General features: G+C 70.8%; 24 protein-coding genes and 1 tRNA gene. 11 read left to right on the top strand and 14 right to left on the bottom strand.

Features of this window, described 5'->3' with window-relative positions; translation table 11 throughout:
• Positions 1–3 precede the first annotated feature (3 nt).
• The 5 genes from flgK to ACTJK8_RS03745 form a co-directional block, all read right to left on the bottom strand.
• A complete protein-coding gene (gene flgK, locus ACTJK8_RS03765; protein WP_266280730.1) occupies positions 4–1,461 on the bottom strand; it encodes a flagellar hook-associated protein FlgK in 1,458 nt (485 codons plus the stop codon).
• A gap of 23 nt (positions 1,462–1,484) precedes the next feature.
• Positions 1,485–2,708 carry a flagellar hook protein FlgE gene (locus ACTJK8_RS03760; RefSeq protein WP_024830401.1) on the bottom strand — a complete coding sequence of 408 codons (1,224 nt, stop codon included), beginning with the start codon at positions 2,706–2,708 and terminating at the stop codon, positions 1,485–1,487.
• Between the two features lie 113 nt (positions 2,709–2,821).
• Entirely contained in the window at positions 2,822–4,141 is a 1,320-nt protein-coding gene (fliI, locus tag ACTJK8_RS03755; protein WP_440761549.1) for a flagellar protein export ATPase FliI, read from the bottom strand.
• Between the two features lie 37 nt (positions 4,142–4,178).
• Positions 4,179–4,919: a flagellar basal-body rod protein FlgF gene (flgF, locus tag ACTJK8_RS03750; RefSeq protein ID WP_063110208.1), complete on the bottom strand. Its 741-nt coding sequence runs from the start codon at positions 4,917–4,919 to the stop codon at positions 4,179–4,181.
• 1 nt (position 4,920) lies between these two features.
• A complete protein-coding gene (locus ACTJK8_RS03745; RefSeq protein ID WP_440761548.1) occupies positions 4,921–6,339 on the bottom strand; it encodes a DUF1217 domain-containing protein in 1,419 nt (472 codons plus the stop codon).
• Positions 6,340–6,562: 223 nt separating this feature from the next.
• Here ACTJK8_RS03745 and motA point away from each other — a divergent pair, with 223 nt between their 5' ends.
• From motA to flhB, 6 genes are all read left to right on the top strand, one after another.
• The gene (motA, locus tag ACTJK8_RS03740; RefSeq protein WP_012318694.1) at positions 6,563–7,450 is read left to right on the top strand and encodes a flagellar motor stator protein MotA; all 888 of its coding nucleotides are present in this window, start codon (positions 6,563–6,565) and stop codon (positions 7,448–7,450) included.
• A 2-nt stretch (positions 7,451–7,452) separates the two neighbouring features.
• Positions 7,453–8,382 (top strand): flagellar motor switch protein FliM, encoded by a 930-nt coding sequence (locus ACTJK8_RS03735; RefSeq protein ID WP_012318695.1) that lies wholly within the window; start codon positions 7,453–7,455, stop codon positions 8,380–8,382.
• The gene (locus tag ACTJK8_RS03730; RefSeq protein ID WP_106427822.1) at positions 8,363–8,701 is read left to right on the top strand and encodes a hypothetical protein; all 339 of its coding nucleotides are present in this window, start codon (positions 8,363–8,365) and stop codon (positions 8,699–8,701) included. Before ACTJK8_RS03735 ends, ACTJK8_RS03730 begins: the two co-directional genes overlap by 20 nt.
• 94 nt (positions 8,702–8,795) lie before the next feature.
• A complete protein-coding gene (fliN, locus tag ACTJK8_RS03725) occupies positions 8,796–9,188 on the top strand; it encodes a flagellar motor switch protein FliN (protein ID WP_012318697.1) in 393 nt (130 codons plus the stop codon).
• A 13-nt stretch (positions 9,189–9,201) separates the two neighbouring features.
• The gene (locus tag ACTJK8_RS03720) at positions 9,202–10,230 is read left to right on the top strand and encodes a flagellar motor switch protein FliG (protein WP_440761547.1); all 1,029 of its coding nucleotides are present in this window, start codon (positions 9,202–9,204) and stop codon (positions 10,228–10,230) included.
• Positions 10,231–10,334: 104 nt separating this feature from the next.
• Positions 10,335–11,396 (top strand): flagellar biosynthesis protein FlhB, encoded by a 1,062-nt coding sequence (gene flhB / locus ACTJK8_RS03715; RefSeq protein WP_012318699.1) that lies wholly within the window; start codon positions 10,335–10,337, stop codon positions 11,394–11,396.
• Positions 11,397–11,675: 279 nt separating this feature from the next.
• Here flhB and ACTJK8_RS03710 read toward each other — a convergent pair whose 3' ends face one another.
• Positions 11,676–13,838 (bottom strand): malate synthase G, encoded by a 2,163-nt coding sequence (locus tag ACTJK8_RS03710; protein WP_440761546.1) that lies wholly within the window; start codon positions 13,836–13,838, stop codon positions 11,676–11,678.
• Positions 13,839–13,980: 142 nt separating this feature from the next.
• Here ACTJK8_RS03710 and ACTJK8_RS03705 point away from each other — a divergent pair, with 142 nt between their 5' ends.
• The gene (locus tag ACTJK8_RS03705) at positions 13,981–14,880 is read left to right on the top strand and encodes a LysR family transcriptional regulator (RefSeq protein ID WP_012318701.1); all 900 of its coding nucleotides are present in this window, start codon (positions 13,981–13,983) and stop codon (positions 14,878–14,880) included.
• Positions 14,881–15,103: 223 nt separating this feature from the next.
• Here the strand turns inward: ACTJK8_RS03705 and ACTJK8_RS03700 are convergent, their stop codons facing one another.
• From ACTJK8_RS03700 to ACTJK8_RS03670, 7 genes are all read right to left on the bottom strand, one after another.
• On the bottom strand, positions 15,104–15,907 hold the full coding sequence (locus ACTJK8_RS03700; protein WP_012318702.1) for a class II aldolase/adducin family protein: 804 nt from the start codon (positions 15,905–15,907) through the stop codon (positions 15,104–15,106).
• 249 nt (positions 15,908–16,156) lie between these two features.
• Entirely contained in the window at positions 16,157–16,411 is a 255-nt protein-coding gene (locus tag ACTJK8_RS03695; protein ID WP_012318703.1) for a hypothetical protein, read from the bottom strand.
• Positions 16,412–16,818: 407 nt separating this feature from the next.
• Positions 16,819–18,102, bottom strand: a complete 1,284-nt coding sequence (locus ACTJK8_RS03690; RefSeq protein ID WP_116655523.1) for an amidase — start codon at positions 18,100–18,102, stop codon at positions 16,819–16,821.
• Positions 18,103–18,159: 57 nt separating this feature from the next.
• Positions 18,160–18,939 (bottom strand): SDR family oxidoreductase, encoded by a 780-nt coding sequence (locus ACTJK8_RS03685; RefSeq protein ID WP_440761545.1) that lies wholly within the window; start codon positions 18,937–18,939, stop codon positions 18,160–18,162.
• Positions 18,940–19,153: 214 nt separating this feature from the next.
• The gene (locus ACTJK8_RS03680; RefSeq protein WP_012318706.1) at positions 19,154–19,291 is read right to left on the bottom strand and encodes a hypothetical protein; all 138 of its coding nucleotides are present in this window, start codon (positions 19,289–19,291) and stop codon (positions 19,154–19,156) included.
• A gap of 299 nt (positions 19,292–19,590) precedes the next feature.
• Positions 19,591–20,082 (bottom strand): hypothetical protein, encoded by a 492-nt coding sequence (locus tag ACTJK8_RS03675; RefSeq protein ID WP_029359354.1) that lies wholly within the window; start codon positions 20,080–20,082, stop codon positions 19,591–19,593.
• Positions 20,079–20,588 carry a hypothetical protein gene (locus tag ACTJK8_RS03670; protein WP_127991172.1) on the bottom strand — a complete coding sequence of 170 codons (510 nt, stop codon included), beginning with the start codon at positions 20,586–20,588 and terminating at the stop codon, positions 20,079–20,081. Before ACTJK8_RS03670 ends, ACTJK8_RS03675 begins: the two co-directional genes overlap by 4 nt.
• A 293-nt stretch (positions 20,589–20,881) precedes the next feature.
• Between ACTJK8_RS03670 and ACTJK8_RS03665 the strand changes: the two genes are divergently transcribed.
• Positions 20,882–21,247, top strand: a complete 366-nt coding sequence (locus ACTJK8_RS03665) for a hypothetical protein (RefSeq protein WP_063110275.1) — start codon at positions 20,882–20,884, stop codon at positions 21,245–21,247.
• 61 nt (positions 21,248–21,308) lie between these two features.
• Positions 21,309–21,527, top strand: coding sequence for a hypothetical protein (locus ACTJK8_RS03660; RefSeq protein WP_012318710.1), 219 nt, complete (start codon positions 21,309–21,311; stop codon positions 21,525–21,527).
• A gap of 761 nt (positions 21,528–22,288) precedes the next feature.
• Here the strand turns inward: ACTJK8_RS03660 and ACTJK8_RS03655 are convergent.
• Positions 22,289–22,363, bottom strand: a tRNA-Val gene (locus ACTJK8_RS03655).
• 477 nt (positions 22,364–22,840) lie between these two features.
• On the opposite strand from ACTJK8_RS03655, the gene ACTJK8_RS03650 reads away from it, so the two are divergent.
• Both ACTJK8_RS03650 and ACTJK8_RS03645 read left to right on the top strand, forming a co-directional pair.
• Positions 22,841–23,884 (top strand): hypothetical protein, encoded by a 1,044-nt coding sequence (locus tag ACTJK8_RS03650; protein ID WP_012318711.1) that lies wholly within the window; start codon positions 22,841–22,843, stop codon positions 23,882–23,884.
• Positions 23,884–26,070, top strand: a complete 2,187-nt coding sequence (locus tag ACTJK8_RS03645; protein ID WP_053622457.1) for a glycosyltransferase family 2 protein — start codon at positions 23,884–23,886, stop codon at positions 26,068–26,070. The genes ACTJK8_RS03650 and ACTJK8_RS03645 overlap by 1 nt, the downstream gene beginning before the upstream one ends.
• Positions 26,071–26,198 lie beyond the last annotated feature (128 nt).

Here is a 26,198-nt window from a genome sequence, read left to right as displayed (position 1 = left end):
GGCTTATCTCACGGCATCGAGAAGGGATTGGAGCATCGCGTTGACCGTCGCGATCAGCTTCGCGGACGCCGCGTACGACTTCTCGAGCTGAAGCATCGTCGCCACCTCGTCGTCGCGATTCACGCCGGTGGCGTTCGAGAGGGCGGTCGACGCGCTGTCCAGGAGCGCGGATTCCCGGTCCACCTGCTTCGATGCGCCCTGCCGGGTGGCCTCGAGCCAGCTCGCCGAGGTCTCCGCGGCCACCTGCAGCGTGGCCGCGTGCGGCAGTTCCGAGTCCGGCAGGAACGTCCGCTCCGCGCCCAGGGCGGCGCGGAGGGCCCTGAGGTGTTCGGCGAAGGCCGCCGCATTCGTGGTGTTGTAGGCGTATTGCGGGCCCGCGTTCATGCCGCCATCGCGCAGGGTGAACGGGTTGCCGCCCTGCTCGGGATCGGCGGCCGGGTTGACGCGGATCGTGCCGGCCAGCCCCACCGTCCCCGCGGCGGGAAGGGCGGGGCCCCCCGGATAGGTGAGCAGCCCTGCCAGCGGCGTGCCGCCCAGCGACGTGCTGTCGGTTTCCGCCAAGGCGGCGATCAACCCGCCGGCGATCGCGTCCAGCTGCTTCTGGTACGTGACCGTGAGGTCGTCGCGGACGGTCATCTGTCCCACGATGCGACCGGTCTGCAGGGGCATGACGGACCCGTGGCCGGTCACCTGCACGCCGTCGACGAAGACCGCCTTGCCGACCGTTCCCGGGACGAAGGCCGCTGTCGACTCGAACGTGACCGTCCGGGGCCCGCGCTCGAACAGGGGCGACCCGTTATCGGCATAGATCGCCATGTCGTTGTTCTCGCGGACGATCGTGCTGATGCCGATCTCCTGCGAGAGCTGGGCGAGGATCTTGTCGCGGTTATCCAGGGCGTCGCTGATATCCTCGCCCCGCACGGTCCCGAGGACGACAGCACTGTTGGCGGCGTCGAACTTTCGGAGCAGGTCGTTGATCGTCGTGACGGAAGTCCGAATCTCGTGATCGGCATTCAGGCGCGTTGCCTGGATCTTGCTGCTCGCCTGGTTCAGGGCGCGCGCCAGGTCGCGGGCCGCCGCCACGGCGGCCTTCGCCAGATTGATGTCGTTGGGCTCGCCGGCGGCATCGCCCAGGGCGATGTTCAGGGCGCCCACCTTGGCGGCGATGGACCGGCCCGCATCCGTGTCGCCGACCGTGTCCTCCAGGCTCGTGAGGCCGTCCAGAACCGCCTGATAACCGGCGAGTTCCGAGGTGCTGCCCATCATCCGGTCGAACAGGGCCGTGCTGCTGGCGCGGTTGATGACGACCCGGACCGGGCCGTCCGTCGTGACCACTGACGCGATCTTGCGCGAGTAGGAGGGATCGTAGGCGCCCGCGACGTTGCGCGAGACCACGTCCGTCTGGATCGCGTTCGCCTGCAGGGAGCCGCGCGCGGCGTTGAGTGCAACGGAGAGGCCCATCTCGATCGTCCCCTAGTCCGGCTTCAGCGCTTCAGGTTGACGAGAAGCTCGAGCATCTCCGAGCCGGTCTGGAAGACTTTCGAGTTGGCGCCGTAGGTCGTCTGCGCCTCGATCATCGTCGCCAGCTCGGTGCCGAGATCGACGGTCGAGTTCTCGAGCATCTTCGACTGGATGTGGCCGCGGCCGCCGACATTGGCGAAGCCGATCTGCGCCGGCCCCGATTCGGGGTTGACGTCGAAGACGTTGCCGGCACGGGGAGTCAGATTGTCCGGACTCCCGACGCTCGCCACCGGGATCCGGAAGGCCGCGCGGCGCGATCCGTCCCTGTAGATCGCGTAGACCGTGCCGTCCGTGTCGATGTCGGCGCCCTCGACGGCGCTGGCCGCGTTTCCGTTGACGGACCGGGCTTTGATGTCGCTGACCTGTGCGACGTCCGCCACCTGCGACAGCGGCGACAGGTCGAGGGTGAAGGGCTGCCCGTTCGGGACGGTGAAGTTCAGCTTCGGCGCGCCCGCGATCTGGCCGAACGCGTTGAAGGTCAGCGTCGTCGGCCCCCCGAGCGGTGTTCCGGGATAGTTCCCCGGCAAGCTGGCATCGTAGGCCGTGACCTGCCACGTGTTGTTGGCCGTCTTGGCGAAGTAGAGATCGGCCTTGAAGGGGTGGCCGAGATTGTCGTAGGTCGTGATCGAACTCTTCAGCGAGTAGCCCGGCGGGTTGGTCGCGATCGGGGTGTCGCTGAACAGGTTGCCTTCGAGCGTCCCGGCCGTGGACGGGCTCGTCTTCATCGCCAGCTTCGCCACGTTGACGTTCATCATCCCGTCGAAGCTGTTCAGCGACACGCTCGGCTCGCCATTCGCCAGGCTGTAGCCCTGGAGGCGCATGCCGGCGGCATTGACGAGATCGCCCGTCTGCCCGTCGACCACGAAGTTTCCGGCCCGGGTCAGATAGGATCGTCCGGACCCGTCCTTCACCACGAAGAAGCCGTTGCCCTTGATGGTGAGATCCGTCGGCGAGTTCGTGGCGGTCCCGGTGCCCTCTTCGCTGATCCTGTGCCGGACCACCGTGTCGACGGATCCCGCATCGTATGATCCGGGGCTGGGGTCGATCAGGAGTGACGAGAACTCCGTCGACGCGCGCTTGTACCCGGTCGTGTTCTGATTCTGGATGTTGTCGGCAACTGTTCCCAGTCTGTTGGACTGCGCGTTCATGCCGGAAACACCGGCGTGCAGCACACCATACAGGCCCATGGCGAGGATCCTCTCATCCGAAACCGTCGCGTTACTCAGAGCAGGGCTCGCTTGCCCGAAGCTTTCGGCGCCGGATTTCGGTCTGCCGCGGGCGCCCGGGGCCCGGCTCTCGATCAGCTCCGCAGCGCGGTTGCGAGATCTAGAAAGGCGTCGAGGCTCTGCGGATCGGTCGGGTCCTGCCGCAGGGCGTCGTAGATCTTCGGGACCAGGGCGACCGCCTGATCCAGCTCCGGGTCGGCCCCGACATGGTAGCCGCCCATCAGGCGCAGATCCCGGGAATCCTCGTAACGCGCGATCAGGCTCTTGAGCATGCGCACGAGCTGGCGCTGCTGCTCGGTCCAGACGCGGTCGGCGAGGCGGGAGATCGAGCCGAGCACGTCGATCGCCGGGTAGCGGCCCTGGTCGGCGATGGCCCGGTCGAGGACGATGTGTCCGTCGAGGGTTCCGCGGATACTGTCGGCCACGGGATCGTTGTGGTCGTCCCCGTCGACCAGCACCGAGAAGAGTCCGGTGATCGCCCCGCCCCCGTCCAGGCCGGGACCGGCCCGCTCCAGCAGGCGCGGCAGATCGCCGAACACGCTCGGCGGGTAGCCCCGCGCAACGGGCGGCTCGCCGGCGGCCAGCGCCACCTCGCGGGCGGCATGGGCGAAGCGCGTCACCGAATCGAGCACGAGCAGGACGGACTGGCCCTGGTCCCGGAAATACTCGGCGACCGCGAAGGCGAGCTTCGGGGCCTGCCGACGCATCATCGGGCTCTCGTCGCCCGTCGCGACGACGACGACCGCGCGCGACCGGCTCTCCCGCATCGGGCCCTCGAGGAACTCCCGCACCTCGCGTCCGCGCTCGCCCACCAGGGCGACGACGACGGCGTCGAACCCCGAGCAGCGGGCGAGCATGGAGAGCAGCGTCGTCTTCCCGACCCCTGAGCCGGCAAAAATGCCGATCCGCTGGGCCGCGCAGAGCGGCGTGAACAGGTCCATCGCCCGCACGCCGGTCCGGAGCGGGCTGTCCACCCGCGACCGCGCCATCGCGGGCGGCGGGTCCGCGTCCAGCGGCATCGCCCGCGCGCCCGTCGGAAGATCCCCCTTCCCGTCGATCGGTGTCCCGAGGGCGTTGACGACCCGGTCCTTCCACGCCTCGCAGGGCCGAGCTCCGGAGGTCGGCACCCGGTAGGCCGGCGCCCCCAGGCCGGCCTCGATCCGGCCCTCGAACGGCTTGAGGATCACGCCATCTTCGTCGATCCGCACAACCTCGCCGTCGATCTCGCGGCCCGCGGCCTCGATCCGCATGCGGTCGCCGAGTCTCAGGAGCGGCAGGGCGATGCGGATCCGGCAATGGCCCGCGCCGATCTCCCTGACCGACCCGCCGATCCGGATGAGGGGGGGATCGTCCCGACGCCCCAGCATGGCGGCGACGCGGTCGAGGGCGTTCATGCGGTTTCCCGGAGGTCAGGACGGGAGCGAGGGCGGCTCACGCGGTCGGGCCGAGGCCGCGGATGGCGTCCTGCAGCGACGATTCCGATTCCGCCACCGCGGCCGCCGCGCTCTGGAAAGCGCGCGTGATCTCGATGAGCCGCGACATCTCCATGACCGGATTGACGTTGGCGCCCTCTTGGAAGCCCTGCTGGACCCGGACCGTCGTCTCGTCGCGCTGGTTGAAGTCGAGGATCGGCCGGCCCGGAAGGTCGGACGCCACCGCGCCGCCGGCGACGCGCGTCAGCTTCGCGGCGGGGTCCAGCCGGAACACGCCGAGCGCCCCGATCTGGTTGGTGCCCTGGGAGACGATCCCGTCCTGGCCGATCGTGAGCGGCGGCCCTTCCGGGTCGACGGTCAGCGGCGACCCGCCGGGATCCAGGATGGCGCGCCCGTCGAGATCCTGAAGGTCGCCGGCGGCCGTGACCTGCATGCGGCCGTCCCGCGTGTAGACCATGCCCCGCGGCCCGCGCACGGCCAGCCAGCCGTCGCCCTGAAGGCCGACATCGAGCGGGGAATCCGTCTTGATCAGCGGGCCGGCCTTGCGCGAGAGGAACGTCTCGCCCGGCGTCGCGAAGGCGACGTCGCGGTGACCCGCCTGGGACAGGATCGTCTCGAACTTCACCTCTTCCGCCCGGTACCCGACCGTCCCGAGATTGGCGACGTTGGCGGCCACCGTGTTCAGGCGCTGCTCGAGCGCCATCTGGGCGGACAGCGTGACGTAGAGCGACGACTGCATGTCAGTGGCCCCCGAGCCGGATGGATTGCAGCTTGAGCAGGACACCGGTGTCGAAGCCGCCGTCGGCTCCGCCGAACAGTGAGAGTGCGGGCTGTGCCGCCGTGTCGTTCTTGGCGTCCCACATGATGGTGAAGCGCCTGATGAAGCGGTCGAGCTTCTCCGGGTCCTGGAAGGTCGTGATGTCGAGCTTCCTGCTGATCTGAGCGACCTGCGAATCCAGGTCGCTCCGCGCCATCTCGGCCGGGAAACCGAGCGTCGTCCGGACGACCTCGGCCAGGGCCTTGTCCGCCAGGATGCCGTAGATGGACTTGATGGTCCCGGCTTGGCGCTTGAAGTAGAGCGCCAGCCGCGTGCCCTGGTCCTGCGCGCCCGCGTCATCCTCGAGTGTCTGACGGACATAGGCGTCGACCGTCGCGGAGCGGGCCGCGACGCGCGCATCCTTGAACCGGTCGATGAACTGGCTGAGCGTCCTCGGATCCCGAAGCGACGCGACGTCGAGATTCTTCGCGATCAGGGCCGCTTGGGCCTTCGGATCCTTCGAGGCGCTCGTCGCGGGAAGACCGAGGGTGCTCCAGACGATGTCGGTCAGTGTCGTGTCGGCGACGATGTCTTGAGCGGTCTGGAGCGTGCTCGCCTTGGCTCGGAAGTAGGCGGCCAGTTTCTCGGTCTCCGCATCCGAGTTGGCGTAGGTCCCGGAGGGTCGGAAATAGGGGTCGATGATCGCCTTCCGCCCTTCCTTGCGCATCGCCAGGTACTCGTCGATGAACGCGTCCACGGCCGCCGGATTCTGAAAGGTCGCCGCGTCGAACTTGCTCGCGATCTCCGCGGCCTGTGTGGCGGGATCCGCCGTCTCGGAGGCGGGCGGCAGCCCCACCGTCGCGCGGACGATCGACGAGAGCTTGGGATCCGAGACGATATCGTCCACGGAGGTCACATAAGCCGCGAAATCGGAAATGTACTGTGTATCCCGGCCGGTCTGACTGTCGTAGTCCAGTTTTTGCTGGTCGACCGTCTTGTTGGCGCCGACGGACTCGAGCATGGCCTCGACTTCAGGATTGTCGAATGTCTTCGGCTTGCTGGGGTCGTCACCGTAGGACCGGAAGTTGAAGGCGTTCGCGAAGTCCCTGTACCGCGTGTCCTGCAGCCGGTCGACCAAGACGTGCCCGTTCGCGTCGGGTTCCCCGAGGAGAACCTTCTTCATGAAGCTCTTGGCGTAGGCCATGTCCTCGAGACCGAAGGCGCGCATGGCGAAATTGAAGAGCCGCGCGTTTCCGATGAAGTCGTCGACTGACGTGACGTCGCCGATGTGCTCCGAGAAGTACTTCGTGTCGTTCGCGACCGCGCGCTCGGCCGCCTTGTTCTTCAGGGACTTCGCGATATCCCGGGATATGAGCGTGTAGTCCATATAGGTGGAAGACATGCATCGTCTCCAGATTTCGCGCGCCTGCGGGATCGTGCGACGGCGGTGCGTTGGTGTCGGTGAACACGCGGCATCTCGGTGCTTCCTAAGGCCCGGAGCTTGTCCGGACCTTGCCCGTGCCGCTCCGAGAGCTTCGGGGCGGCGCAGCGGTCAGGCTCCAGCCCTGCGCAAGCATGGCGGTCTACGGCCTGACGGATCAACCGTTACGACATCGAGGCGCCGCGTGGGTGTAATCATCGGCTTACTGATCGCGGCGGCCAGCGTGGGCGGCGGCTTCTGGGCTCTCGGCGGCCACCTGACCGTGGTCTGGCAGCCATTCGAGTTCATCATCGTCGGCGGGGCCGCGATCGGCGCGTTCATCGTCGCCAATCCCGCCGGCGTGGTGCTGGACACCGGCAGCGCGCTGAGGGACGCCGTCTTCGCGCGCGTTCCCAGGCGGGAGGATTACCTCGAACTTCTCGGTCTTCTGTTCGCGTTGACCCGGGAGGTGCGCTCGAAGCCGCGCAACGAGGTCGAGGGCCATCTGGAGCGTCCCGGCGAATCCGAGATCTTCAAGGCCTACCCGCGCGCAGCGCGGGACCCGGCGCTGACCCTGTTCATCTGCGACTACGTGCGCCTGATCATCATCGGCAACGCGCGCCCCTACGACGTCGAGGCGCTGATGGAGGAGGAGATCGCCACGCACCGGCGCGACAAGTTGAAGGTGTACAACGCGCTGATGATCACGGCGGACGGCCTGCCCGCCCTCGGCATCGTCGCGGCGATCCTCGGGATCGTGAAGGCGATGGGCGCGCTCGATCAGTCGCCCGCGCTTCTGGGAAGCCTGATCGGCTCGGCGCTGGTCGGCACGTTCACGGGCATCTTCGTCTCGTACACGGTGGTCGCGCCGGTCGCCAACAAGATCAAGGCGACGCGCGAATCGCAGGCGCGGCTCTACATCATCGTGAAGCAGACCCTGCTGGCCTACATGAACGGCGCCCTGCCGCAGATCGCCGTCGAGTACGGGCGCAAGGCGATCACCTCTGCCAACAGGCCGACCATCGACGAGGTCGAGGACGCGACGATGACGGCCTCGCCGCGCGGCGAGACCGTCCTGCGCGAGGCGGCTTGACGATGGACCGGCAACAAGTCGTCAACGACATCCGGGACCGGCTGCTGGATGCGGCGGGCCTGTCCCTCGAGCGCCTGCCGATGCTGCACGTGATCCTCGACAGGGTCGCGACCTTCTGTGCGGACCAGCTCCGGCACTTCGCGGCCTCTCCGGTCTATTTCTCGCTGAGCAACGTCGAGAGCCAGCGCTTCGGCGACATCCTCGAACCCTACGAGTCGAACGCGATCGCCGGCATTTTCCAGGCGCCGGAATGGGACAGTCACATCCTGGTCGGGTTCGACCGCGACTTCATCTTCACGATGGTCGAGGTCCTGCTCGGATCCGACGGCTCGGAGCCGCCCCTCGACGAGGAGCGCTCGTTCTCCAACATCGAGATGCGGATCGCCCAGCGGCTGTTCGAGCAGGTCGGCCGGGCGGTGCAATCCGCCTTCGCGCTGGTGGCGGACACGCCGTTCAAGCTCGAGCGGACGGAGCTGCGGATGGACTTCGCGGTGATCGGACGCCGGAACAACCAGGCGGTCGCGGCGAAATTCCTGCTCCAGGCGCTCAACCGCGGCGGCGAGATGTTCATCGTCATCCCGCAATCCGTCCTCAACCCGATGCGCCAGAGCCTGGCCCGGATCCTGGTGGGCGAGACCTCGGCCAGGGATTCCCGGTGGACCCGGCAGATCGCGGGCGAGGTGCAGAAGACCCCCGTCACCCTGAAGGCGATCCTGGAGGAGAAGCCTCTCGCGCTGGGCGAGATCGCCGATCTCGCGGTCGGGCAGGTCCTGGAGTTGCGGGCCACGCCGCGGAGCCGCGTCAAGCTCGTCGGGAACGACCGTGATCTGTTCTGGTGCGATGTCGGGCAGGAGGATGGCGCCATCGTCCTGCGCGTGGACCACTTCATCGATCAGGATCAGGAGTTTATCGATGATGTTCTCGCTCGCTGAGGCCCTGTTGTTCGCCGCTCTCGTCGCGACGACGGCCTGCCTCGTTCCGATGTACATGCGGCTGAAGCGGCTGGACCGCTATCACGCGCAATACCGGGACATGGTCGATTGGAGCGCCTCGGCTCTGGTCGGCGCGAGCAACGCCGTCCAGTCCTTCGCCCAGGACGGGCGCGTGGTCCTCGAAGATCTCAGCCGCGAGATCGAGCACGCCAAGGCGGCCCTGGCCGAATTGCGGGCCGAGCGGGACCGGCTGACGGCCCCCGCGCACGCGGCCGCCCCGTCCGACGCCGCGGTCGGAGGCCGCCTGACGAGCGCCTGACGCCTTCCGCCGGCGGCGCCACACCCGTTGCCCCCGCGATCGCCGGACCCGGCGGTGCCGTGCGGTGGGCCATCCCTTCCCCGAGGAGCGCTTGATGTCATCCCCCTCAGAACAACCGAGTACCGAGTCCGGACAGGGAGGCGGTCACAGCGAGAGCCTGTTCACGCGGATCGAGGCCCAGGCCGAAGGGCAGCGGGTGCACGACGAGCGCCTGGGCAGCGGCCGGAACCTCGACTCGATCCTGCGGATCCCGGTCCTGATGCAGGTGGTCCTCGGCTCGGCCACGATGCCGGTCTCCAACCTGATGAAGCTGGGACGCGGCGCGATCGTACCCCTGGATCACCGCGTCGGCGAACCGGTCGACGTCGTGGTCAACGGCCGCGTCATCGCCCGCGGCGAGGTCGTCGTCGTCGAGGATGACAACTCGCGCTTCGGCGTCTCCCTGACCGAGATCGTCGGCCCCGCTGCGGCCGATGCCAACGGCTGACGGGGCGGACACCATGGCCGCAGGCTCCGTGACCAAGATTGGTCGGAAGGTTCTCACGCCCGCCGAGGAAGTCGCGGCCGTCCTCATCGCGATGAACAAGGGCTCGGCGAGTCGACTGGTCAAGTACTTCGACACCGGTGAGCTGAAGCAGATCACCCGGGCGGTCTCGCAGCTCGGGCCCGTCCCGAGGCCGCAGCTCGAGGTCATCGTCGAGCAGCTGGCCGCGTTCTTCGCCGACGGTGCGAACCTGATCGGCACCGCCCGAGAGATGGAGAAGCTGCTCGAGGGCGTGCTTCCCCCCGAGCAGATCGCCGACATCATGGCCGACGTGCTCGGCAGCGGGGAGCGCTCGATCTGGGACCGCATCTCCAACGGATCCGAGACCGCCCTGGCGGGCTACCTGATCAAGGAGCACCCTCAGACCGCGGCGCTGGTGCTGTCCAAGGTCAAGCCGGCCTGCGCCGCCAAGGTGATGGCGCAGCTGCCGGCCCCGCTGCGCAACGGCATCATGCGGCGGATGCTGACGTTCAAGCCGATCGTCGACGCGACCATGAAGATGATCGAGCAGACGATCCACGAGGACTTCATGATCAACCTGGCGCGCAATGCCGCGGCGGATACCCATTCGCGCATGGCCGACATCGTCAACAAGATGGAGCGCCAGAGCATGGAGGAGGTCCTGGACAACCTCACGCAGACGCGGCCGAAATCGGCCGAGATCCTGAAGAGCCTGCTCTTCACCTTCGACGACATCATCCACATGACGCCGCGGGCGCGGACGACGCTGTTCGACCAAGTCCCGCACGAGAAGGTCATCCTCGCCCTGAAGGGCACGAACGGGCCGTTGCGGAACGTCGTGCTCAGCGCGCTGACCGCCCGCGCCCGGCGCCTCGTCGAGCACGAGCTGGAGGGGGGCGAGCCTGCCCCGCAGCGGGACGTGCTCGACGCGCGTCGCGCGATCACCGACCAGGCGCTGGAGATGGCGGCGCGCGGCGAGATCGAACTCACCCCGGCCGACTCGGATGAGACCTACTTCCGCTAGCGCCGTCCCCGGTCGAGGACGGCTCCGAGGTTCCGGTCCGACGGACACGTCCCGCCGGGCCGGTCGGCGCGGTGCCGCGGGCGGCCGGAGATCGGGCCGCCGCGATGTCTGAGGACAGGGAGAGCAAGACCGAGGCGGCGAGCGAGAAGAAGATCAGCGACGCGATCGCGGAGGGCAACACGCCGTTCTCGCGGGAAGCGCCCGTCTTCGCCTCCATCCTGGGATTGCTGATCTTCCTCGTCTTCGTGGCGCGGGATCAGGGGCTGCCTTTCGTCCAGAGGCTCGCGCTGATCCTGGAGCAGCCGCGCAACTTCAGCGTGGAGACGCGCCACGACGCGATGCGCCTCGTCCACGCCCTCGCCCTGGAGATGGGCCGGTTCCTGCTGCCGGTCCTGATCATCCTCCTCGCGGCCGGCATCACCGCCTCGATCTTCCAGAATGCACCGCGCGTCGTGATCGATCGCATTCAGCCGAAATGGTCCCGCATCTCCCCCGTCACCGGCTGGAATCGGCTCTTCAGTCTGCAGGGATTCATCGAGTTCGGGAAAAGTCTGTTCAAGTTCTTCGCGATCGGCGGCATGTCCTACATGGTCCTGCACGCGGACCGCCACGAGATCGTCAATGTCATGTTCGTGGATCCAGTCGGGTTGCCCGAATTCCTGCTGACCCTGTCGGTGCGCCTCGTCTCGGCCGTCAGCGTCGCGACGATCGCGCTGGTCGCCGGCGACCTGGTCTGGACCCGCCTGCGCTGGCAGCGCGATCTGCGGATGTCGCGGCAGGAGGTGAAGGACGAGTTCAAGCAGCTCGAGGGCGATCCGCTCGTGAAGGCGAAGATGCGCTCGCTGGCGCAGGACCGGCTGCGCAAGCAGATGATGGCGGCGGTGCCCCGCGCCACGATGATCCTGGCGAACCCGACGCACTACGCGATCGCGCTGCGCTACGACCAGAGCGAGAACGATGCCCCGATGGTGCTGGCCAAGGGGGCGGACCTGATCGCCCTGCGCATCCGCGAGCTCGCCGAGAAGCACCGGATCGAGGTCGTCGTCGACAAGGCGCTCACCCGGGCGATGTACGACCATGTCGAGATCAACCAGGCGATCCCGGCGGAATTCTACCGGGCGGTGGCGAACCTGCTGGTCTACGTGATGACGCGCAAACGCCGCTGACCGGCGTGGCGGTGTCGGCACGTCGTCGACGGGTCGGGCCCGTCCCGGCCGGCAGGGGCTGCGGACCTCGGCGGGCCTGCGCGACAGGGCTGCGGAGCAGAGGCCGGACGCGGCGGAAGGGCGACGCGCGCCGGACACGATGCCGCTCCACGCGCAGATCCGCTGCGCGGGATTGCGGAGTTCGCAGGCGGTCGACTGGCTCGCCGGGCCGGCGGGGCGCAGGCCTCAGCGATCCCGCCGGGGCGGATCCCGGGGCGCGCCCGGGATCCGGGAGCGGCCTCAGGCCGCCCGAACGGGGGCGTCCAGGCGCTTCGCCTCCCGGCGGAACCGGTGCAGCACGAACTCGGTGTAGCCGTTCGGCTGGCCGGCGCCCTCGAAGACCAGGGCCTCGGCGGCGCGGAAGGCCGGCCCGTCGAAGCCCGGGGCCATCGGCCGGTAGGCCGGGTCGCCGGCGTTCTGGCGATCGACGGTTTCGGCCATCCGCCGCAGGGCGGCGGCGACCTGCGCGCGATCCACGATCCCGTGGCGCAGCCAGTTGGCGATGTGCTGGCTGGAGATCCGCAGGGTGGCGCGGTCCTCCATCAGCCCGACCTCGTGGATGTCCGGCACCTTGGAGCAGCCGACGCCCTGGTCGACCCAGCGGACCACGTAGCCCAGGATTCCCTGGCAGTTGTTGTCGAGCTCCTCCCGCACCGCCTCCGGCGCGAGCGCGCCCGCGGCGAGCGGCAGGGTCAGCATGGCGGCGCGGGTCGCGGGCGCCCGGCCGGCGAGCGCCGCCTGGCGGGCGCGGACATCCACCTGATGGTAGTGGAGCGCGTGGAGCGTCGCGGCCGTCGGCGACGGCACCCAGGCGGTGTTGGCGCCCGCCTCCGGGTGGGCGCCCTTGGCGTCGAGCATCGCCGCCATCCGGTCGGGGGCCGCCCACATGCCCTTGCCGATCTGGGCGTGCCCCGGCAGGCCGCAGGCGAGGCCGGCATCGACGTTGCCGTCCTCGTAGGCCTTGATCCAGGCGGTCGCCTTCATGGCGTCCTTGCGGACCACGGGGCCGGCCTCCAGCGAGGTGTGGATCTCGTCGCCGGTCCGGTCGAGGAAGCCCGTGTTGATGAAGAACAGCCGGTCCGCCGCCGCCGCGATCGCCGCCTTGAGGTTCAGCGTCGTGCGCCGCTCCTCGTCCATGACGCCGATCTTGAGCGTCCGCGGCGCGAGTCCGACCAGTGCCTCGACCCGGCCGAACAGCTCGACCGCGAAGGCGACCTCGTCGGGGCCGTGCAGCTTGGGCTTGACCATGTAGACCGAGCCGGTCCGGCTGTTGCGGAGCGGACCGGTGCCCTTCAGGTCGTGCAGGGCGATCAGCGCGGTGACCGCCGCGTCGAGGATCGTCTCGGGAATCTCGGCGCCGTCGAGGGTCACCGCGTCGGTGTACATGTGGTGGCCGACATGCCGGACCAGCATCAGCGACCGGCCCGGCAGGGTCAGGCGCCCGCCGTCGGGGGCCGTGAAGGTCCGGTCCGCGGCGAGCCGCCGCTCGATCGTGCGGCCGCCCTTGGACAGGGTGGCGACGAGGTCGCCGCGCATCAGGCCGAGCCAGCTCCGGTAGACCGCGACCTTGTCGGCCGAGTCCACGGCCGCCACCGAATCCTCCATGTCCATGATGGTCGAGAGGGCGGCCTCCAGCACCACGTCGGCGATGCCGGCCGGGTCGGTGCGTCCGATCGGGCTCGCGCGGTCGATGACGATCTCGATATGCAGGCCGTTGTGGCGCAGCAGGAGCGCGGTCGGCGCCGCGGCGTCGCCGGTGAAGCCCGCGAAGGTGGCCGAGCCGGTCAGGCCGGCGCTGCGGCCGGCGCCGAGGTCGATGGCGAGGCGGCCGTCCGTCACCGAGAAGCCCACGGCATCCGCCCAGGAGCCGACGCTGAGCGGCGCGGTCGCGTCGAGGAACGCCTTGGTCCGGGCCACCACCGCGGCGCCCCGGGCCGGGTTGAACCCGGTGCCGGGCGCGCGGTCGCCGTCCTGCGGGATCGCGTCGGTGCCGTAGAGGGCGTCGTAGAGGCTGCCCCAGCGGGCATTGGCGGCGTTGAGCGCGTAGCGGGCGTTGGAGATCGGCACCACGAGCTGCGGCCCGGCGATCGCGGCGATCTCCGCGTCCACGTTCTCGGTGGTCACCCGCACGGTCGCGGGCTCCGGCTGCAGGTAGCCGATCCGCGTCAGGTAGGCCGCGTAGGCCACCGGGTCGTGCGGCTCGCCGCGATGGTCGCGGTGCCAGGAATCGATGTCCGCCTGGAGGCCGTCCCGCCGGTCGAGCAGCGCCCTGTTGTGCGGTGCGAGATCGCGGACGATCGCGGCGAAGCCCGACCAGAACTGGTCGGCCGAGAGGCCGGTCCCCGGCAGCGCCTCCTCGGACAGGAAGGTGCGGAGATCCTCGGCGACGACGAGATTCGACATGGCGATCCTCTGGGATGCGTGGGCCCGCGCGTCAGAAAAAATCGAACGCGCCGTGAAAATTTTTTGATTTCTCCTCGATAGATCGCTTGGCATCCGCGAGAAAGGCGGCAAAAGGGATTTGATTTTTTCCGCAGCGTTGAGAATGCGCGACCAGAGCGACCTCGAGATCTTTGCCCGGGTGGTCCGCACCGGCAGCCTCACTCAGGCCGGTTCGGAACTCGGCCTGTCGGTTGCGGTGGTCTCGAAGCGGCTGAAGCGGCTGGAGGAACGCCTCGCCGTGCGCCTGCTGCATCGCACCACGCGGCGCGTGGCGCCGACGGATGTCGGGGCGGCCTTCTTCGAGCGGATCGCCCCGATCGTCGACGCCATCGCGGAGGCCGAGAGCCTCGTGTCGCAGACGGCGACGCGGGCCCGGGGGACGCTCCGGGTCACGGCGCCGAGCTCCTTCGGGCGCCTGCACATCGTCCCGCACCTGAGGGCCTTCTTCGCCCTCCATCCCGGCATCGTGCTGAACCTGGAGCTGAGCGACGATTTCGAGTCGATCGTCGAGCGCGGCTACGATCTCGCGATCCGGGTCGGCGCGCTGGAGAGTTCCGGGCTGACGGCGGTGCGCCTCGCGCCGGTGCAGCGGGTCCTCTGCGCGCGGCCGAGCTACCTCGACGCGGCCGGGCGGCCGCAGAGCCTCGAGGACCTGCGCGGCCATGTCTGCCTCGCCACCGAGAACCAGAATCCCTGGCGGCTGGTCGGGCCGGAGGGCCCCTGCACGGTCGGCGCGTCGGGGCCGCTGCGCACCCATTCCAACGAAGTGGTGCGCGAGGCCGTGATCGGCGGCCTCGGGATCGCGCTGCGCTCCACCTGGGACGTGCACGCGGAGCTCCGCGACGGCCTGCTGGAGGTGGTGCTGCCGGCCTACGCGGCGGCGGCCTCGGCGGGCATCTTCGCGGTCTACCCGAGCCGGGCCTTCGTGCCGGCCAAGACGCGGGCCTTCATCGCGTTCCTCAAGCAGGCCTACCGGTCGAGCGGGGCCTGGGCGGAGGGGTGAGGCGCGTGCTGCGGCGTCTCGCTCCTGCAGAGAGGGAGCACCCGATAGGCGTCTCCTACCCTCTCCGGTCGATGAGAGCGGCACCGCCGTCCTTGCGAGCGGAGCGAAGCAATCCAGCAGCGCCGGCTGGCCGGAATCGCGCTGCCCGGGGTCACTTCACTGCGCTCGCGATGACGGAGAGCGGCGCATCGACCGAACTGGTCAGCCGGCGACCGTTCCGCCCTCACCCATTCGCGAAGAAATCCGGATCCGTCCGCGCCAGCATCCGCTTGAACGCCGCCCACTCGTTGTCGGGCGCTCCCTGGACCACGACGCGGTCGTAGCCGGCAGCGTACTGCCCGGCGGTCTTGGTGGCGATGGCGGAGGAGGGCCGGATCACCGGCGCGCCCGCCGCCTGGATCGCCAGCTGCGCCCGGCACGAGCGCTCCATGTTGTGCATCAGCCGGAACGCCTCGCCGACCGTGCGGCCGCAGGTCAGCAGGCCGTGATTGCGCAGCACCATCACGGGCTTGTCGCCGAGATCGGCCACCAGCCGCTGCCGCTCGTCGAGGTCGAGGGCGATGCCCTCGTAGGCGTGGTAGGCGACGCGCCCCGTGAACTGCATCGACCACTGGTTCAGGGGCAGGAGCCCCTCCTCCTGGCAGGAGACCGCGACGCCCGCCACCGTGTGGGTGTGCAGCACGCAGATCGCGTCGTGGCGCGCGGCGTGGATGGCGCTGTGGATCGTGAACCCGGCCGGGTTGATGCCGAGCCCCATCGGGTCCTCGAGCACCTTCCCGTCGATGTCGACGGTGACGAGGTTCTCCGGCGTCACCTCCTCGAAGCGCATCCCGTAGGGGTTGATCAGGAACCGGTGCCCGCCGCCCGGCAGCCGCGCCGAGATGTGGGTGTAGATGCTGTCGTCGAGGCCCAGCCGATGGATCAGCCGGTAGGCGGCCGCGAGGTCGACGCGCATCGCGCGGGTCGCGGCGTGATCGGCGGGGTCCGTATCCCGGTCCGCGACGATCGACGGTGTGGCTGCGCTCATGCGACGGCTCCCTGCCGGTCGGCCCTGTCGGCCCTCCGGGATCGCCGCCCGGCGCAGGCGGTCCCACGATTCCTGAGGCGGTCCGGGACGAGGACCGGGCCCGGGAATCGCCGGCAGGGTGCACCACGGCGCGCGGCCCGGCAATGCACCGGGCCGCGCGTGCGCGGACGCGGCCGAGTCGGGGCGGCGAGCGCCGGTGGCGCGGGGCCGACCCTGCCGTCGACGGTCTCGCGTCGGTCCGGCGCGCTCCTAGAAGCGCTGATCGGTGCGGCCGGGGTTGGGGCCGCGGCTATGATAGGACGCCATGCACAGGTGCCAGATCTGCGAGCCGAGGTCGTAGAGGCTGAGGTTGTTCGGGTTGGGATAGCTGAAGATCTGGGCCCGCGCCTGCTCGCGGCAGGCGGCGTCCTGCGGGCTCTGAATGGGCGGCTCCGGAACGGATTGCGCCGCCGCCCCCGTCGTCAGGGCGATCACGATGGCGAGGGGGGTGATGAGGGGGCGCATTGTCACAGGTCTCCGGATACGGCCTTGGGCCGGCAGCCGCTTTGCCGGCCGCGGATGGGCCACGAGATGGACAGCACGGGGGCCCGGACCGGGCCGTCTAGACCGCCGCCCGTGCGGTACCCGCCGAGTCCGGGCCGCTCAACCCGAGGGTCACGACCCGCATCACCCGCATGAGGCGCGCGGCGTGTCCCTCCCGCGAGCGACGCGTCCTTCGCGCCCCGATCCTGTGGCACGCTGCTTATGAACGAAGATTGATGTCAATGGCGCGCATTCAACGAATGACTGCATCGTTCGCGCGGCGGCATTCGCGCATCGCGCGAGGTTCGTCGTGTATTCCCCTCCATCACTGCTCGCGGCGCAGTCCCGCGCAACCTGCACAGGCGGCGCGCCGGCGGATGGATGATCGCTCACTCCGCCAGCGCGGCCTCGACCCCGGCCCCGATCGCCAGGAGCCGGCGATCCTGACCGTGCCGGGCCAGCAGCATCAGGCCCGCCGGCCGGGGCAGGTCCGGCATCGGCAGGGACAGGCCGGTGAGATCGAAGAAGTTGCCGAACGCGGTGTTGCGCAGCATCAGGCGGTTGGCCGCCAGGAAGGCCGCGTCGTCCGCCGCCAGCGGGGCGGTGAGCGGCGCCGTCGTGGCGGTCGCCGGGAGCGCCAGCACGTCGAGCGGGGCGAGGTACCGGTCGAAGGCGGCGATCAGCGCGGCCCGCCGGCGCATCGTCCGGATGTAGCCCGCGGCCGTCGCGCCCCGGCCGGCCACGATGCGGCGATGGACCCGCGGGTCGTAGCGGTCGGCCGCGCTGTCCAGCCAGTCGGCGTGGATCGCCGCGGCCTCGATCGCCGCGAGGGAGCCGTCCGGGAGCGCCGCGTCCATGGCGGCGAGGTGGTCGTCGATCGGGTGATCGGCGATCCGGGCGCCGGCCCGGGACAGGCGCGACAGCACCCGCTCGAAGGCCTCGGCGACAGGCCCTTCCGTCTCGGTGAACAGCAGGCCCCGCGGCACGCCGATGCGCAGGCCGGCGACGGCGAGCGCCTCCAGCGGCGCGGGCTCCTCGCCCGCCATCACGGCGTCGGCGGCCGCGCAATCCGCGACCGTCCGGGCGAGGGGCCCCAGGGAATCGAGGGCGTAGGACAGCGGGAACGCTCCCTCCAGCGGCACGCGGCTTGCGGTCGGCTTGAAGCCGACGACGCCGTTCAGCGAGGCCGGGATCCGGACGGAGCCGCCCGTGTCGGACCCGATCGCGATGTCGCTCGTCCCCTGCCCCACCGAGACCCCGGCGCCGGAGGACGAGCCCCCGGGGATGCGCGCCGGATCGGCGGCGTTGCCGGGGGTGCCGTAATGCGGGTTGAGGCCGAGCCCCGAGAAGGCGAACTCGGACATGTTGGTCTTGCCCAGGATCACCGCGCCGGCCCGGCGCAGCCGGGCGACCACCGGGGCGTCGGCCCGCGCGGGCGCCGCGTCGGCGAGCAGGATCGAGCCGGCGCGCGTCGTCTCGCCCGCCACGTCGAACAGGTCCTTGATCGAGACCATCGCGCCGTCGAGGGGGCCGAGGGAGATCCCGTCCCGGCGGCGCGCATCGGCGGCGTCCGCCGCCGCGCGGGCCTGTTCCGCGTACAGGCGGGTGAAGACCGCCGGGTCCCCCTCGGCGATCCGGGCCAGACGCTCCTCGACGGTCTCGCGTACGCTCATGGTCCTCACCGCACGATGTGATCCGGCCCGCCCCTGCAAACGGAGGGCCGGTCCGCGTCAGAACGTGCCGGGATAGGCGCCGCCATCCATCAGCAGGTTCTGCCCGGTGATGAAGCCCGCCTGCTGGCTGCACAGGAACGCGCAGGCGGCGCCGAACTCGTCGGGGTGGCCGAAGCGGCCGGCGGGGTTGTCGCGCGCCCGCGCCTCCAGGAACGCCTCCACGGTGGTGCCGGCCTTGGCGGCCCCCGCCGCCGCGTTGCTGCGGATCCGGTCGGTGTCGAAGGGGCCGGGCAGCAGGTTGTTGATCGTCACGCCGTGCCGCACGGTCGTCCGCGCGAGCCCGGCCACGAAGCCCGTCAGCCCCGAGCGGGCGCCGTTCGACAGGCCGAGATGCTCGATCGGCGCCTTCACGGCGCCGGAGGTGATGTTGACGATCCGGCCGAACCCGCGGCCGATCATCGCGTCGACCGTCGCCTTGATGAGCGCGATCGGCGCCAGCATGTTGGCGTCGAGCGCCCGGATCCAGGCGTCGCGGTCCCACTCGCGGAAATCGCCGGGGGGCGGGCCGCCGGCATTGTTGACCAGGATGTCGGGCTCGGGGCAGGCGGCGAGCGCGGCGGCCCGGCCGGCCTCGGTGGCGATGTCGCCCGCGACGGTGGTCACGGTGGCACCTGTCGCGGCGCGGATCTCGTCCGCGGTCCGCTCCAGCGTCTCCGCGGTGCGGGCCGTGATCGTCACCGCGACGCCCTCCCGGGCGAGCGCCAGGGCGCAGCCCTTGCCGAGCCCCTTGCTCGCCGCGCAGACGAGCGCCCGGCGCCCGCTCAAGCCGAGATCCATGGGAAGCCTCCGTGAGCCGGCCCTCGCCGCGAGGGCGCCCGGCGCGTCATAGCGCGCCGGGGGCCGTCCCCGGAAGCGGGCCGGGACAGGGCGCGGGGCGTCCCGGGGTGACGTCAGTGGGGAGCCGTCCGGCGGAGGATGCCTTACGGCCGGAACCGGGATCCGTGCCGCTCGCGCCGCCACCGGGCGCGGACGCCCGGCCGGCTTCCGGCGCTCACCACGTGCGCAGGTCGCGGGCGTCGGGCACGTCCGGACGCTCCTCCCGCTCCGGAGCGACGAACCCCGCCCACAGCAGCGCCACCGCCCCGGTGAGGAGCGGAAGGGACGTGCTGAGGACGAGGCTGAGGGTCACGGCGATCCTGCCAGGCGGACGGCGTCGAGACGACGAGATCAGAATTCTATGGCCTGAGAATTGTTTTCGCCGGCTTAAGGCGAGTGCTCGCAATTGCGGGAGCTCGGGGAAATCTGCACGGCGCCCCTCGTCCGGCGCGGCCACCGTGCGCCCTGCCGGCTGCGTCGCGCGCTCGGCGGGGGCCGACGCACGGCGGGTCAGCGCGGCGATAGGCCGGATACCCGCGTTCCTGGATCAAGGGGAGCGGGCCGCGCGATCCGGGCCGGACGTTTGCCCGACCGGGGCCGGCGCGCCCCGGCTCAGGGCCGATCCGCCGCTCCGGACAGGGCGCCGAACTCGTTGACCATGCACTCGTGCATCCGGCGCAGCCACGCCCGCGCCTCCGCCCGCTGGGCCTCCGCCCGTTCGGCCCGCTCGTCCGACGCGCGGGCCTGCGCCTCGGCCTGCTCGGCCCGGGCGAGCGCCGCCGCGAGGAGCGCCTCGGCGTGGCGGGCCCGCTCCTCCGCGGCGCGGCGCGCCGTCTCGGCCGCGCGCACGGAACTCTGGGCCTCCCGGACGGAATCGCGGGCGCTCGCCTGCAGGGCGCGCAACCGCGCCGCGGCGCCGCGCACGGCGGTCAGGGACGTCGACCAGTCATCCTCGGCCGCGGAAAACGCCGGCGCGGCCGAGGCGGCGCCGGAGAACAGCGCCACGACCCGGTCGACCGGGTCGGCGCGGCCGTCGCGCGGCGAGGCCGGGTCGGACAGGGGATGGGGCTCCGTCGGCCCGTCCCACGCGCGGGCGGCGCTCATGCCGCGGCCTGCTCGGTGAGGTCCGAGAACTCGGACAGGATCGCCTGCTGGACGCGGTCCAGCCATTCCTCGGCCTGCCGGGCCCGATCCTCGGCGGTGCGGGCGCGGGCCTCGGCCGCCTTGGCGCGCTCCTCGGCGGCGGCGACCTGCGCCTCGGCGCGCAGCTGGACCTCGCGCGCCTGCATCTCGGCCATCCGGGCACGCTCGTTGGAGGCGTGGATCTCCTCCCGGACCTGATCCAGCACCTGCTCGATCCGCGCCTCCCGCTCGCGCGCCTGGGCCTCGATCACGCGCGCCTGGCGCGCGGCGGTCTGCACCCGGTTGATGAGCGCGTCCCAGTCCCGCGGCGCGGCCGGCGGTGTCGGGGACTCGGTCCGCGCTTGCAACGACGCGACGGCGCGCAGGACGTTGCCGAGGTCGGGCTCGGGCGCGGCACCGGCGGCGCGCTTGACCTTGTCCGCGGAGCGAAACCGAGGATCGCTCAGAAGCCTCTGCAGCTCGCTCACGGATCCCCTGCTCCCTGTGGACGCAATTCTGATCCGACTAAACTGTTTAGAATGGTTAACGAAGGATTAAACGGCGGGCGATGAGGTGTCGGACTGTTAACGCCGCGGATCGCGCGCGCGCGGTGGCCACGGGCGGCGGCCCCTCGGCAGGCGCCGGATCGCCGGCACCTGCCGGCGGCGGGTTCGCCGGCGCGCTCGCAGGACGTGTTGTTTGATACAGAATTCGCGCCTCGAATGACCGCGTATTCAGTCCGTCGTTACGGGTTGAAATGTTTGTCGTTCGGGAGATCGCGATGGCCGGGTACCGCTCGGACGAGACTTGGAGGCCGGCCTTCAAGACCGGACAGATTTTCTTCGGGCACCCTCAGGAATGCTGTGACTGCCTCATCTGGGAGCTCCGGACATCCGGCGCGCGGATCGAGGTCCGGCCGGAGGCGGTGCCGCCGCGCACCGTCCGGCTCGTCTCGATCGCCCTGATGCTGAACCAGGCCTGCGAGGTCGTCGCGCGCGCGGGCCGGACGATCGAGCTGAGGTTCTCCGCGCCTCCGGAGCCCGCCGGCGCGACGGCCGCGGGGACGGGCGCCGGTCCCGCACGCGATGCGCCCGACGCGACGCGGCCCGTGCTCGGCCGCACGCGATTCCCGCCAGAGCGGTCATAAGTCTTCCTCATCACCGCGAAACCACCGCGAAACCGCCGCGGAGCACCCGAGGAGGTGCGCCATGACCGCCCCGCAAGTCATCGCAACGATCTTCTTCCTGGTCTCGGCCGGTTCGGCGACGGCGCTGGCCGTCATGGCGGCGGCCTCGGCCGTGCTGGACGCGGTGGCGGAGGCCTGCGACCGCCCGCGGCCGGACGCGGGACGGGACCGGGCGCGCCGCGTCTCGGAGGCCGTCTGCCGGCTGCGCCGCGCGGCCCTCGCCCGCGCCGCGACACCGTAGGACTCCGGTCTCGCCGGCGGCGCGGCGTAGCCGCGGGACAGTGCGGCCGAGGCCGCTTCGGCGGGGTGCCGCCCCGGTGCGCCGTCGCTGTTGAGACCGCGTGCCCGTGCGCGGGGCCGGAGGCAGCCGGGAGCGCATCGCCCTGACCGTCGTCGAGATCCATCGCTCGCCCGGGAGGGCGGCCGGGCTGTGCGCGGCGCGCGTCCTCCGCACGCTGCTCCGGCGCGGCCCGGTGGTGTCGGTCGGACCGGGCGAGATCCTCGACCGGCGGCTCTCCACCGACTGGATCCCCTGGACGGCGGCGCGCGGCATCGCGACGGTGCAGATCCGGCGTCGGCGCATGATCGCCTTCGAGGTCGATCCGCGGATCGCCGCGTCCCTGCCGGGCGAGGCGCACGCGGCGCGTGGCGCGGTTGAACCGGGTTCGTCGGCGACCACCGATACCGGATCGCGTCCGTCGACCTGCGCGGCGGCTTCCCGTCCCTGTCCGACGCGGTCGCGCGCGGCTGGTCCGGGTCTCACGGGTCCCCGTGCGGCTCCTCACCCCGGACGAGGGGGCGCCATCGCGCCGATGACGCGCACGGGCGAGCCTGATCGTCTCGCCGCGCGGGGCGGGCCGCCGAGCGACTGTGGGATAGGCGGGCAAGCGCGCCGCCAAAGGCCGCGTCAGGTTCGGCAGACCCCTTCGGGGTCGGTGATCCCGCGAGGGATCCGTTCGAGGCGCGTGCTCTGGAGAAAGCCGGACACTTCACGGCGTCGAGTGGTGGAGACGACAGGGATCGAACCTGTGACCTTTCCCATGTCAAGGGAATGCACTACCGCTGTGCTACGTCTCCTCATCGATCACGATCAGGTTCACCGAACCTGGACGCCATCGAGATAGTCCATATTGGTCAGTAGCTTATGAGGAGTGTCGACCACCCTGTCAAGGTAGTGCCCTCCCGCTGAGCTACGCGCCCGGCCCGGCGCCGTTCGGGCTCCGGTGGGCGGGGCCTATAGCGGCTGCCCGGCGAGGGCGCAAGCGGAACCTGCATGCCGAGGCCGATCGATCGCGTCCCCCGCCGGTCCGTCCCGGGCACGCGCCGACCCGATCGCATCGCGCCGCGGTCGGATAGCGCGTTCGGCATCAGTGGCTTAGAGACGGCCACATCGAGCCGGCAAGGTCGACCCGCCGGGATCCGTCTCCGGTCCGAACGCGCCATGGTGCACGCCGACGGAAAAATGCGCTATGGCCCTGCCGCTCGGCATCCGGCCGCGCCGCGACACATGGCGGACACTTGGCGCCGGCATGCCGCCGCCTCACGCTTCAGGACATGCGCTACTTCATCGACCACGATCAGGGCGATTCGATCCGCGGCTGGATCGTGCCGGACAATCCCCTCGCCATCAGCCGGGTCGTGGTCGCGGTCGACGGACGACGCGTGGCCGAGGTCCCGGCCAGCGTCATCGACGAGGCCTTCAAGCGCAACGGCTGGCACGCCACCGGGCAATGCACCTTCGTGGTCAGCGAGGCCGAGGTGCCGGGCCTGTCCGAGATCCCGCGGCTCGAACTCTACGATGCCGACACCAACGTGCTGGTCTACCGGCGCATGCCGGCCGAGGGGCAGATCCGGCAGCGGGTGATGCTGGTCAACACCGGCATCGAGCCCGAGATCGTGCTCCAGACGGCGCTCTTCCCGTATTTCCAGCACTGCTATTTCGGCATCCACAAGCTGCCGGACGAGATCCTGAGCTGCGTGCTGGCCGGCCCGGCCGCGCCGTCGGCCTTCCTGTCGGGCGCCGTGACCATCCCGCGCTACGAGAACTTCATGACGCCGGACCTGATGGTCACGGCCATCCTGCTCCAGGAACCGCAGATCGAGATGGCGGCCCGGATGCGCTGGCTGAAGGCCCGGGCCGCGGATGCCGCCGATCCCGGGCGCAGCTGGCGCCTGGGGCCGCTGGCCGAGGCCGCCGCCTTCGCGGACGACTACGACTTCTCCGACGTGAAGAGCCTCAAGCGCTTCTTCCGCATGCTGCCCGAGCCCGCCTACCGGCTGCTCTACAACCCGCTGACCCGCCAGCTCGGGACCCGCATGCCGGACGACCGGCTGCATCCGGGCAACTCGATCGCGGCGATCGAGATTCTCGCCCGGGTCGGGATCGTCGGCCACAAGACCCGGTTCTCCGCCTTCGCGTCGACGCTGTTCGACCGCCTCGGGATCGGAACGCCGATCCCGACCCTGCCGCCGGTGCCGGCCGAGACGCTGGCGCTGGCCGAGCGCCTGAAGAGCGTCAAGGCGGTCGAGGACATGATCGTGTTCGACGTGGCCATGTCGGATGCCGTGAAGGCCTCGGTCGACAAGAGCTGGAGTTGATGGTGCGTTCGACCGGGCCGGCGGTGCCCGAACTCCGCCTCCCGACGGCGCAGGTCGCGGGGCTCTGGGGCAAGCGGCGCGCCCTCCCGGCGCGGGCGGGCGCCGACGGGCTGCGCGTCGCGCTGCCGGATCTCGCGGGCCGCTGGGTCGAGATCATCCTGTCCAACGACCCGGCCGAGGCCCGCGACACCCTCCCCGACATCAGCTTCGTCGGTCCCGACGGGCGGCCGGGCACGCTGCTGCCCCAGGAGGCCCGGGGCGGCGGTGCCTTCGCGTGGATCGGCTGCCTGCCCGAGGACGTCGTCGAGCTGCGCGTGGCCGATCCGGCGGGGCGGGTGCCGGTCCGGCTGCGCCGGATCGCCGTGCGCCGCCTCGCCCGGCCGGTCCTGGCCGCCCGCGGGCTCCTGCGCGATCCCGGCCTGACCGTGCAGGCCTTCACCTGGCGGATCCTCGGCAAGAAGGTGCGCGCGCGGGGCTTCCTCGGCCGGGCGCTGCGCCACCGGCGCGTGAGCGGCTACGAGGCCTGGCTCGGCACCCACACCCTGCGCCGCGCGGAGCGGGACGGGATCGCCGCCGAGATCGCCGCCTGGACCGATCCGCCGCTGATCTCCGTGCTGATGCCGGTCCACGATCCGGATCCGAAGGTGCTGCGGGCGGCCCTGGCGTCGCTGCGCGCGCAGCTCTACCCCCACTGGGAACTGTGCGCCGTCGACGACGCCTCCACGCGCCCCGAGATCCCGCGGATCCTGAGCCGGGCGGCCGAGGCCGACCCGCGCATCCGCGTCCTGGCCCGGACCGAGAACGGCCACATCGCCCGGGCGACCAACGACGCGCTGGGCATGGCCCGGGGCGCGGTCTGCGCCTTCATGGACCACGACGACGCGCTCACCGAGGACGCCCTCTACGAGGTCGCCCGGGCGCTCCGCCGCGACCCGGGCCTCGTGCTGATCTACAGCGACGAGGACAAGATCGACGGGCGCGGCCGGCGGTTCGACCCGCACTTCAAGTCCTGCTTCGACCGCGAGCTGCTCTACGCCCAGAACTACATCAACCACCTCACGGTCGTGCGCACCGAGGCGCTGCGCGCCGTCGGCGGCCTGCGCCCCGGCTTCGAGGGCAGCCAGGACCACGACCTGCTGCTGCGGCTGACCGACGGGCTCGACCCCGCCCGCATCCGCCACATCCCGCGGGTGCTCTATCACTGGCGCGCCGCGCAGGGCTCCGGCACCTTCTCGGACCGGGCACTCGCTCGGGCGGAGGCCGCGCGCCTGCGCGCCCTCGAGGAGGTCGTGGCACCCTGGGGCGGCCGGGCGGAGCGCGGTCCCGGCGGCTTCAACCGCCTGGTCCGGCCGCTGCCGGCGCGGCCGCCGCGGGTCTCCGCGGTCATCCCGACCCGGGACCGGGCCGAGATCCTGTCGGTGACCCTCGACGGGCTGCTCGGCGCGACCGACTACCCCGACATCGAGGTGGTGATCGTCGACAACGACAGCCGCGAGCCCGCGACCGCCGCCCTGTTCGCCCGCTACCGGGACGATCCGCGGGTGCGCGTCGTGCCGGTGCCGGGGGCGTTCAATTTCTCGGATCTGTCGAATCGCGGCGCCGCCGCGGCCACCGGCGCGGTGCTCCTGTTCCTCAACAACGACATCGAGGTGCTCGAGCCCGGCTGGCTCGCCGAGCTGGTCCGCCACGCGGTGCGGCCGGAGATCGGGGCCGTCGGGGCCAAGCTCCTCTATCCGGACCGCACGATCCAGCACGGCGGCATCGTCCTCGGGATCGGGGGCGTGGCCGGCCACAGTCATCTCGGCGTCGCCGACGCGGATCCGGGCTATTTCTGCCGCATGGTCATCGCCCACGAGGTCTCGGCGGTCACCGGCGCGTGCCTGGCCATGCGGGCGGACGTGTTCGCGGAGGTCGGGGGCTTCGACGCGCAGGCCCTGAAGGTCGCCTTCAACGACGTGGATCTCTGCCTGAAGATCCGCCGGGCCGGCTACCGGATCGTCTGGACGCCCTTCGCGAAATTGATTCATCACGAGTCGAAGAGCCGCGGGGCCGAGGACACGCCGGAGAAGCAGAAGCGCTTCGAGGGCGAGGTGCTGACCATGCTCGACCGCTGGGGCCCGGAGCTGCGCGCCGACCCCTATTACAACATCAACCTGTCACGGAATTCGGCGCATTACCGCGTGTGAGCGGTCCGCGCCCCTGACGCCGCCGGTGGCTGCGGCCACGCGGTGCTATGCGTGCGTCAGTGGGTGAACTTGCGTCCGGAGCCGGTTGCGGTACCTCTGGACATGCCGCAAGAGGCAGTTCCGGCCAA

The sequence above is a fragment of the Methylobacterium sp. 22177 genome, assembly GCF_052045615.1.
Taxonomy (GTDB): domain Bacteria; phylum Pseudomonadota; class Alphaproteobacteria; order Rhizobiales; family Beijerinckiaceae; genus Methylobacterium; species Methylobacterium radiotolerans.
The sequence above is the reverse complement of the archived record's forward strand: the minus strand, read 5'-3'. Positions and strand labels throughout refer to the sequence as shown.

Coding starts and splice junctions, on each gene's coding strand:
- flgK (WP_266280730.1), bottom strand. CDS start 1,461: ATGGGCCTCTCCGTTGCACTCAACGCCGCGCGCGGCTCCCTGCAGGCG.
- ACTJK8_RS03760 (WP_024830401.1), bottom strand. CDS start 2,708: ATGGGCCTGTATGGTGTGCTGCACGCCGGTGTTTCCGGCATGAACGCG.
- fliI (WP_440761549.1), bottom strand. CDS start 4,141: ATGAACGCCCTCGACCGCGTCGCCGCCATGCTGGGGCGTCGGGACGAT.
- flgF (WP_063110208.1), bottom strand. CDS start 4,919: ATGCAGTCGTCGCTCTACGTCACGCTGTCCGCCCAGATGGCGCTCGAG.
- ACTJK8_RS03745 (WP_440761548.1), bottom strand. CDS start 6,339: ATGTCTTCCACCTATATGGACTACACGCTCATATCCCGGGATATCGCG.
- ACTJK8_RS03735 (WP_012318695.1), top strand. CDS start 7,453: ATGGACCGGCAACAAGTCGTCAACGACATCCGGGACCGGCTGCTGGAT.
- ACTJK8_RS03730 (WP_106427822.1), top strand. CDS start 8,363: ATGATGTTCTCGCTCGCTGAGGCCCTGTTGTTCGCCGCTCTCGTCGCG.
- fliN (WP_012318697.1), top strand. CDS start 8,796: ATGTCATCCCCCTCAGAACAACCGAGTACCGAGTCCGGACAGGGAGGC.
- ACTJK8_RS03720 (WP_440761547.1), top strand. CDS start 9,202: ATGGCCGCAGGCTCCGTGACCAAGATTGGTCGGAAGGTTCTCACGCCC.
- flhB (WP_012318699.1), top strand. CDS start 10,335: ATGTCTGAGGACAGGGAGAGCAAGACCGAGGCGGCGAGCGAGAAGAAG.
- ACTJK8_RS03710 (WP_440761546.1), bottom strand. CDS start 13,838: ATGTCGAATCTCGTCGTCGCCGAGGATCTCCGCACCTTCCTGTCCGAG.
- ACTJK8_RS03705 (WP_012318701.1), top strand. CDS start 13,981: ATGCGCGACCAGAGCGACCTCGAGATCTTTGCCCGGGTGGTCCGCACC.
- ACTJK8_RS03700 (WP_012318702.1), bottom strand. CDS start 15,907: ATGAGCGCAGCCACACCGTCGATCGTCGCGGACCGGGATACGGACCCC.
- ACTJK8_RS03695 (WP_012318703.1), bottom strand. CDS start 16,411: ATGCGCCCCCTCATCACCCCCCTCGCCATCGTGATCGCCCTGACGACG.
- ACTJK8_RS03690 (WP_116655523.1), bottom strand. CDS start 18,102: ATGAGCGTACGCGAGACCGTCGAGGAGCGTCTGGCCCGGATCGCCGAG.
- ACTJK8_RS03685 (WP_440761545.1), bottom strand. CDS start 18,939: ATGGATCTCGGCTTGAGCGGGCGCCGGGCGCTCGTCTGCGCGGCGAGC.
- ACTJK8_RS03675 (WP_029359354.1), bottom strand. CDS start 20,082: ATGAGCGCCGCCCGCGCGTGGGACGGGCCGACGGAGCCCCATCCCCTG.
- ACTJK8_RS03665 (WP_063110275.1), top strand. CDS start 20,882: ATGGCCGGGTACCGCTCGGACGAGACTTGGAGGCCGGCCTTCAAGACC.
- ACTJK8_RS03660 (WP_012318710.1), top strand. CDS start 21,309: ATGACCGCCCCGCAAGTCATCGCAACGATCTTCTTCCTGGTCTCGGCC.
- ACTJK8_RS03650 (WP_012318711.1), top strand. CDS start 22,841: ATGCGCTACTTCATCGACCACGATCAGGGCGATTCGATCCGCGGCTGG.
- ACTJK8_RS03645 (WP_053622457.1), top strand. CDS start 23,884: ATGGTGCGTTCGACCGGGCCGGCGGTGCCCGAACTCCGCCTCCCGACG.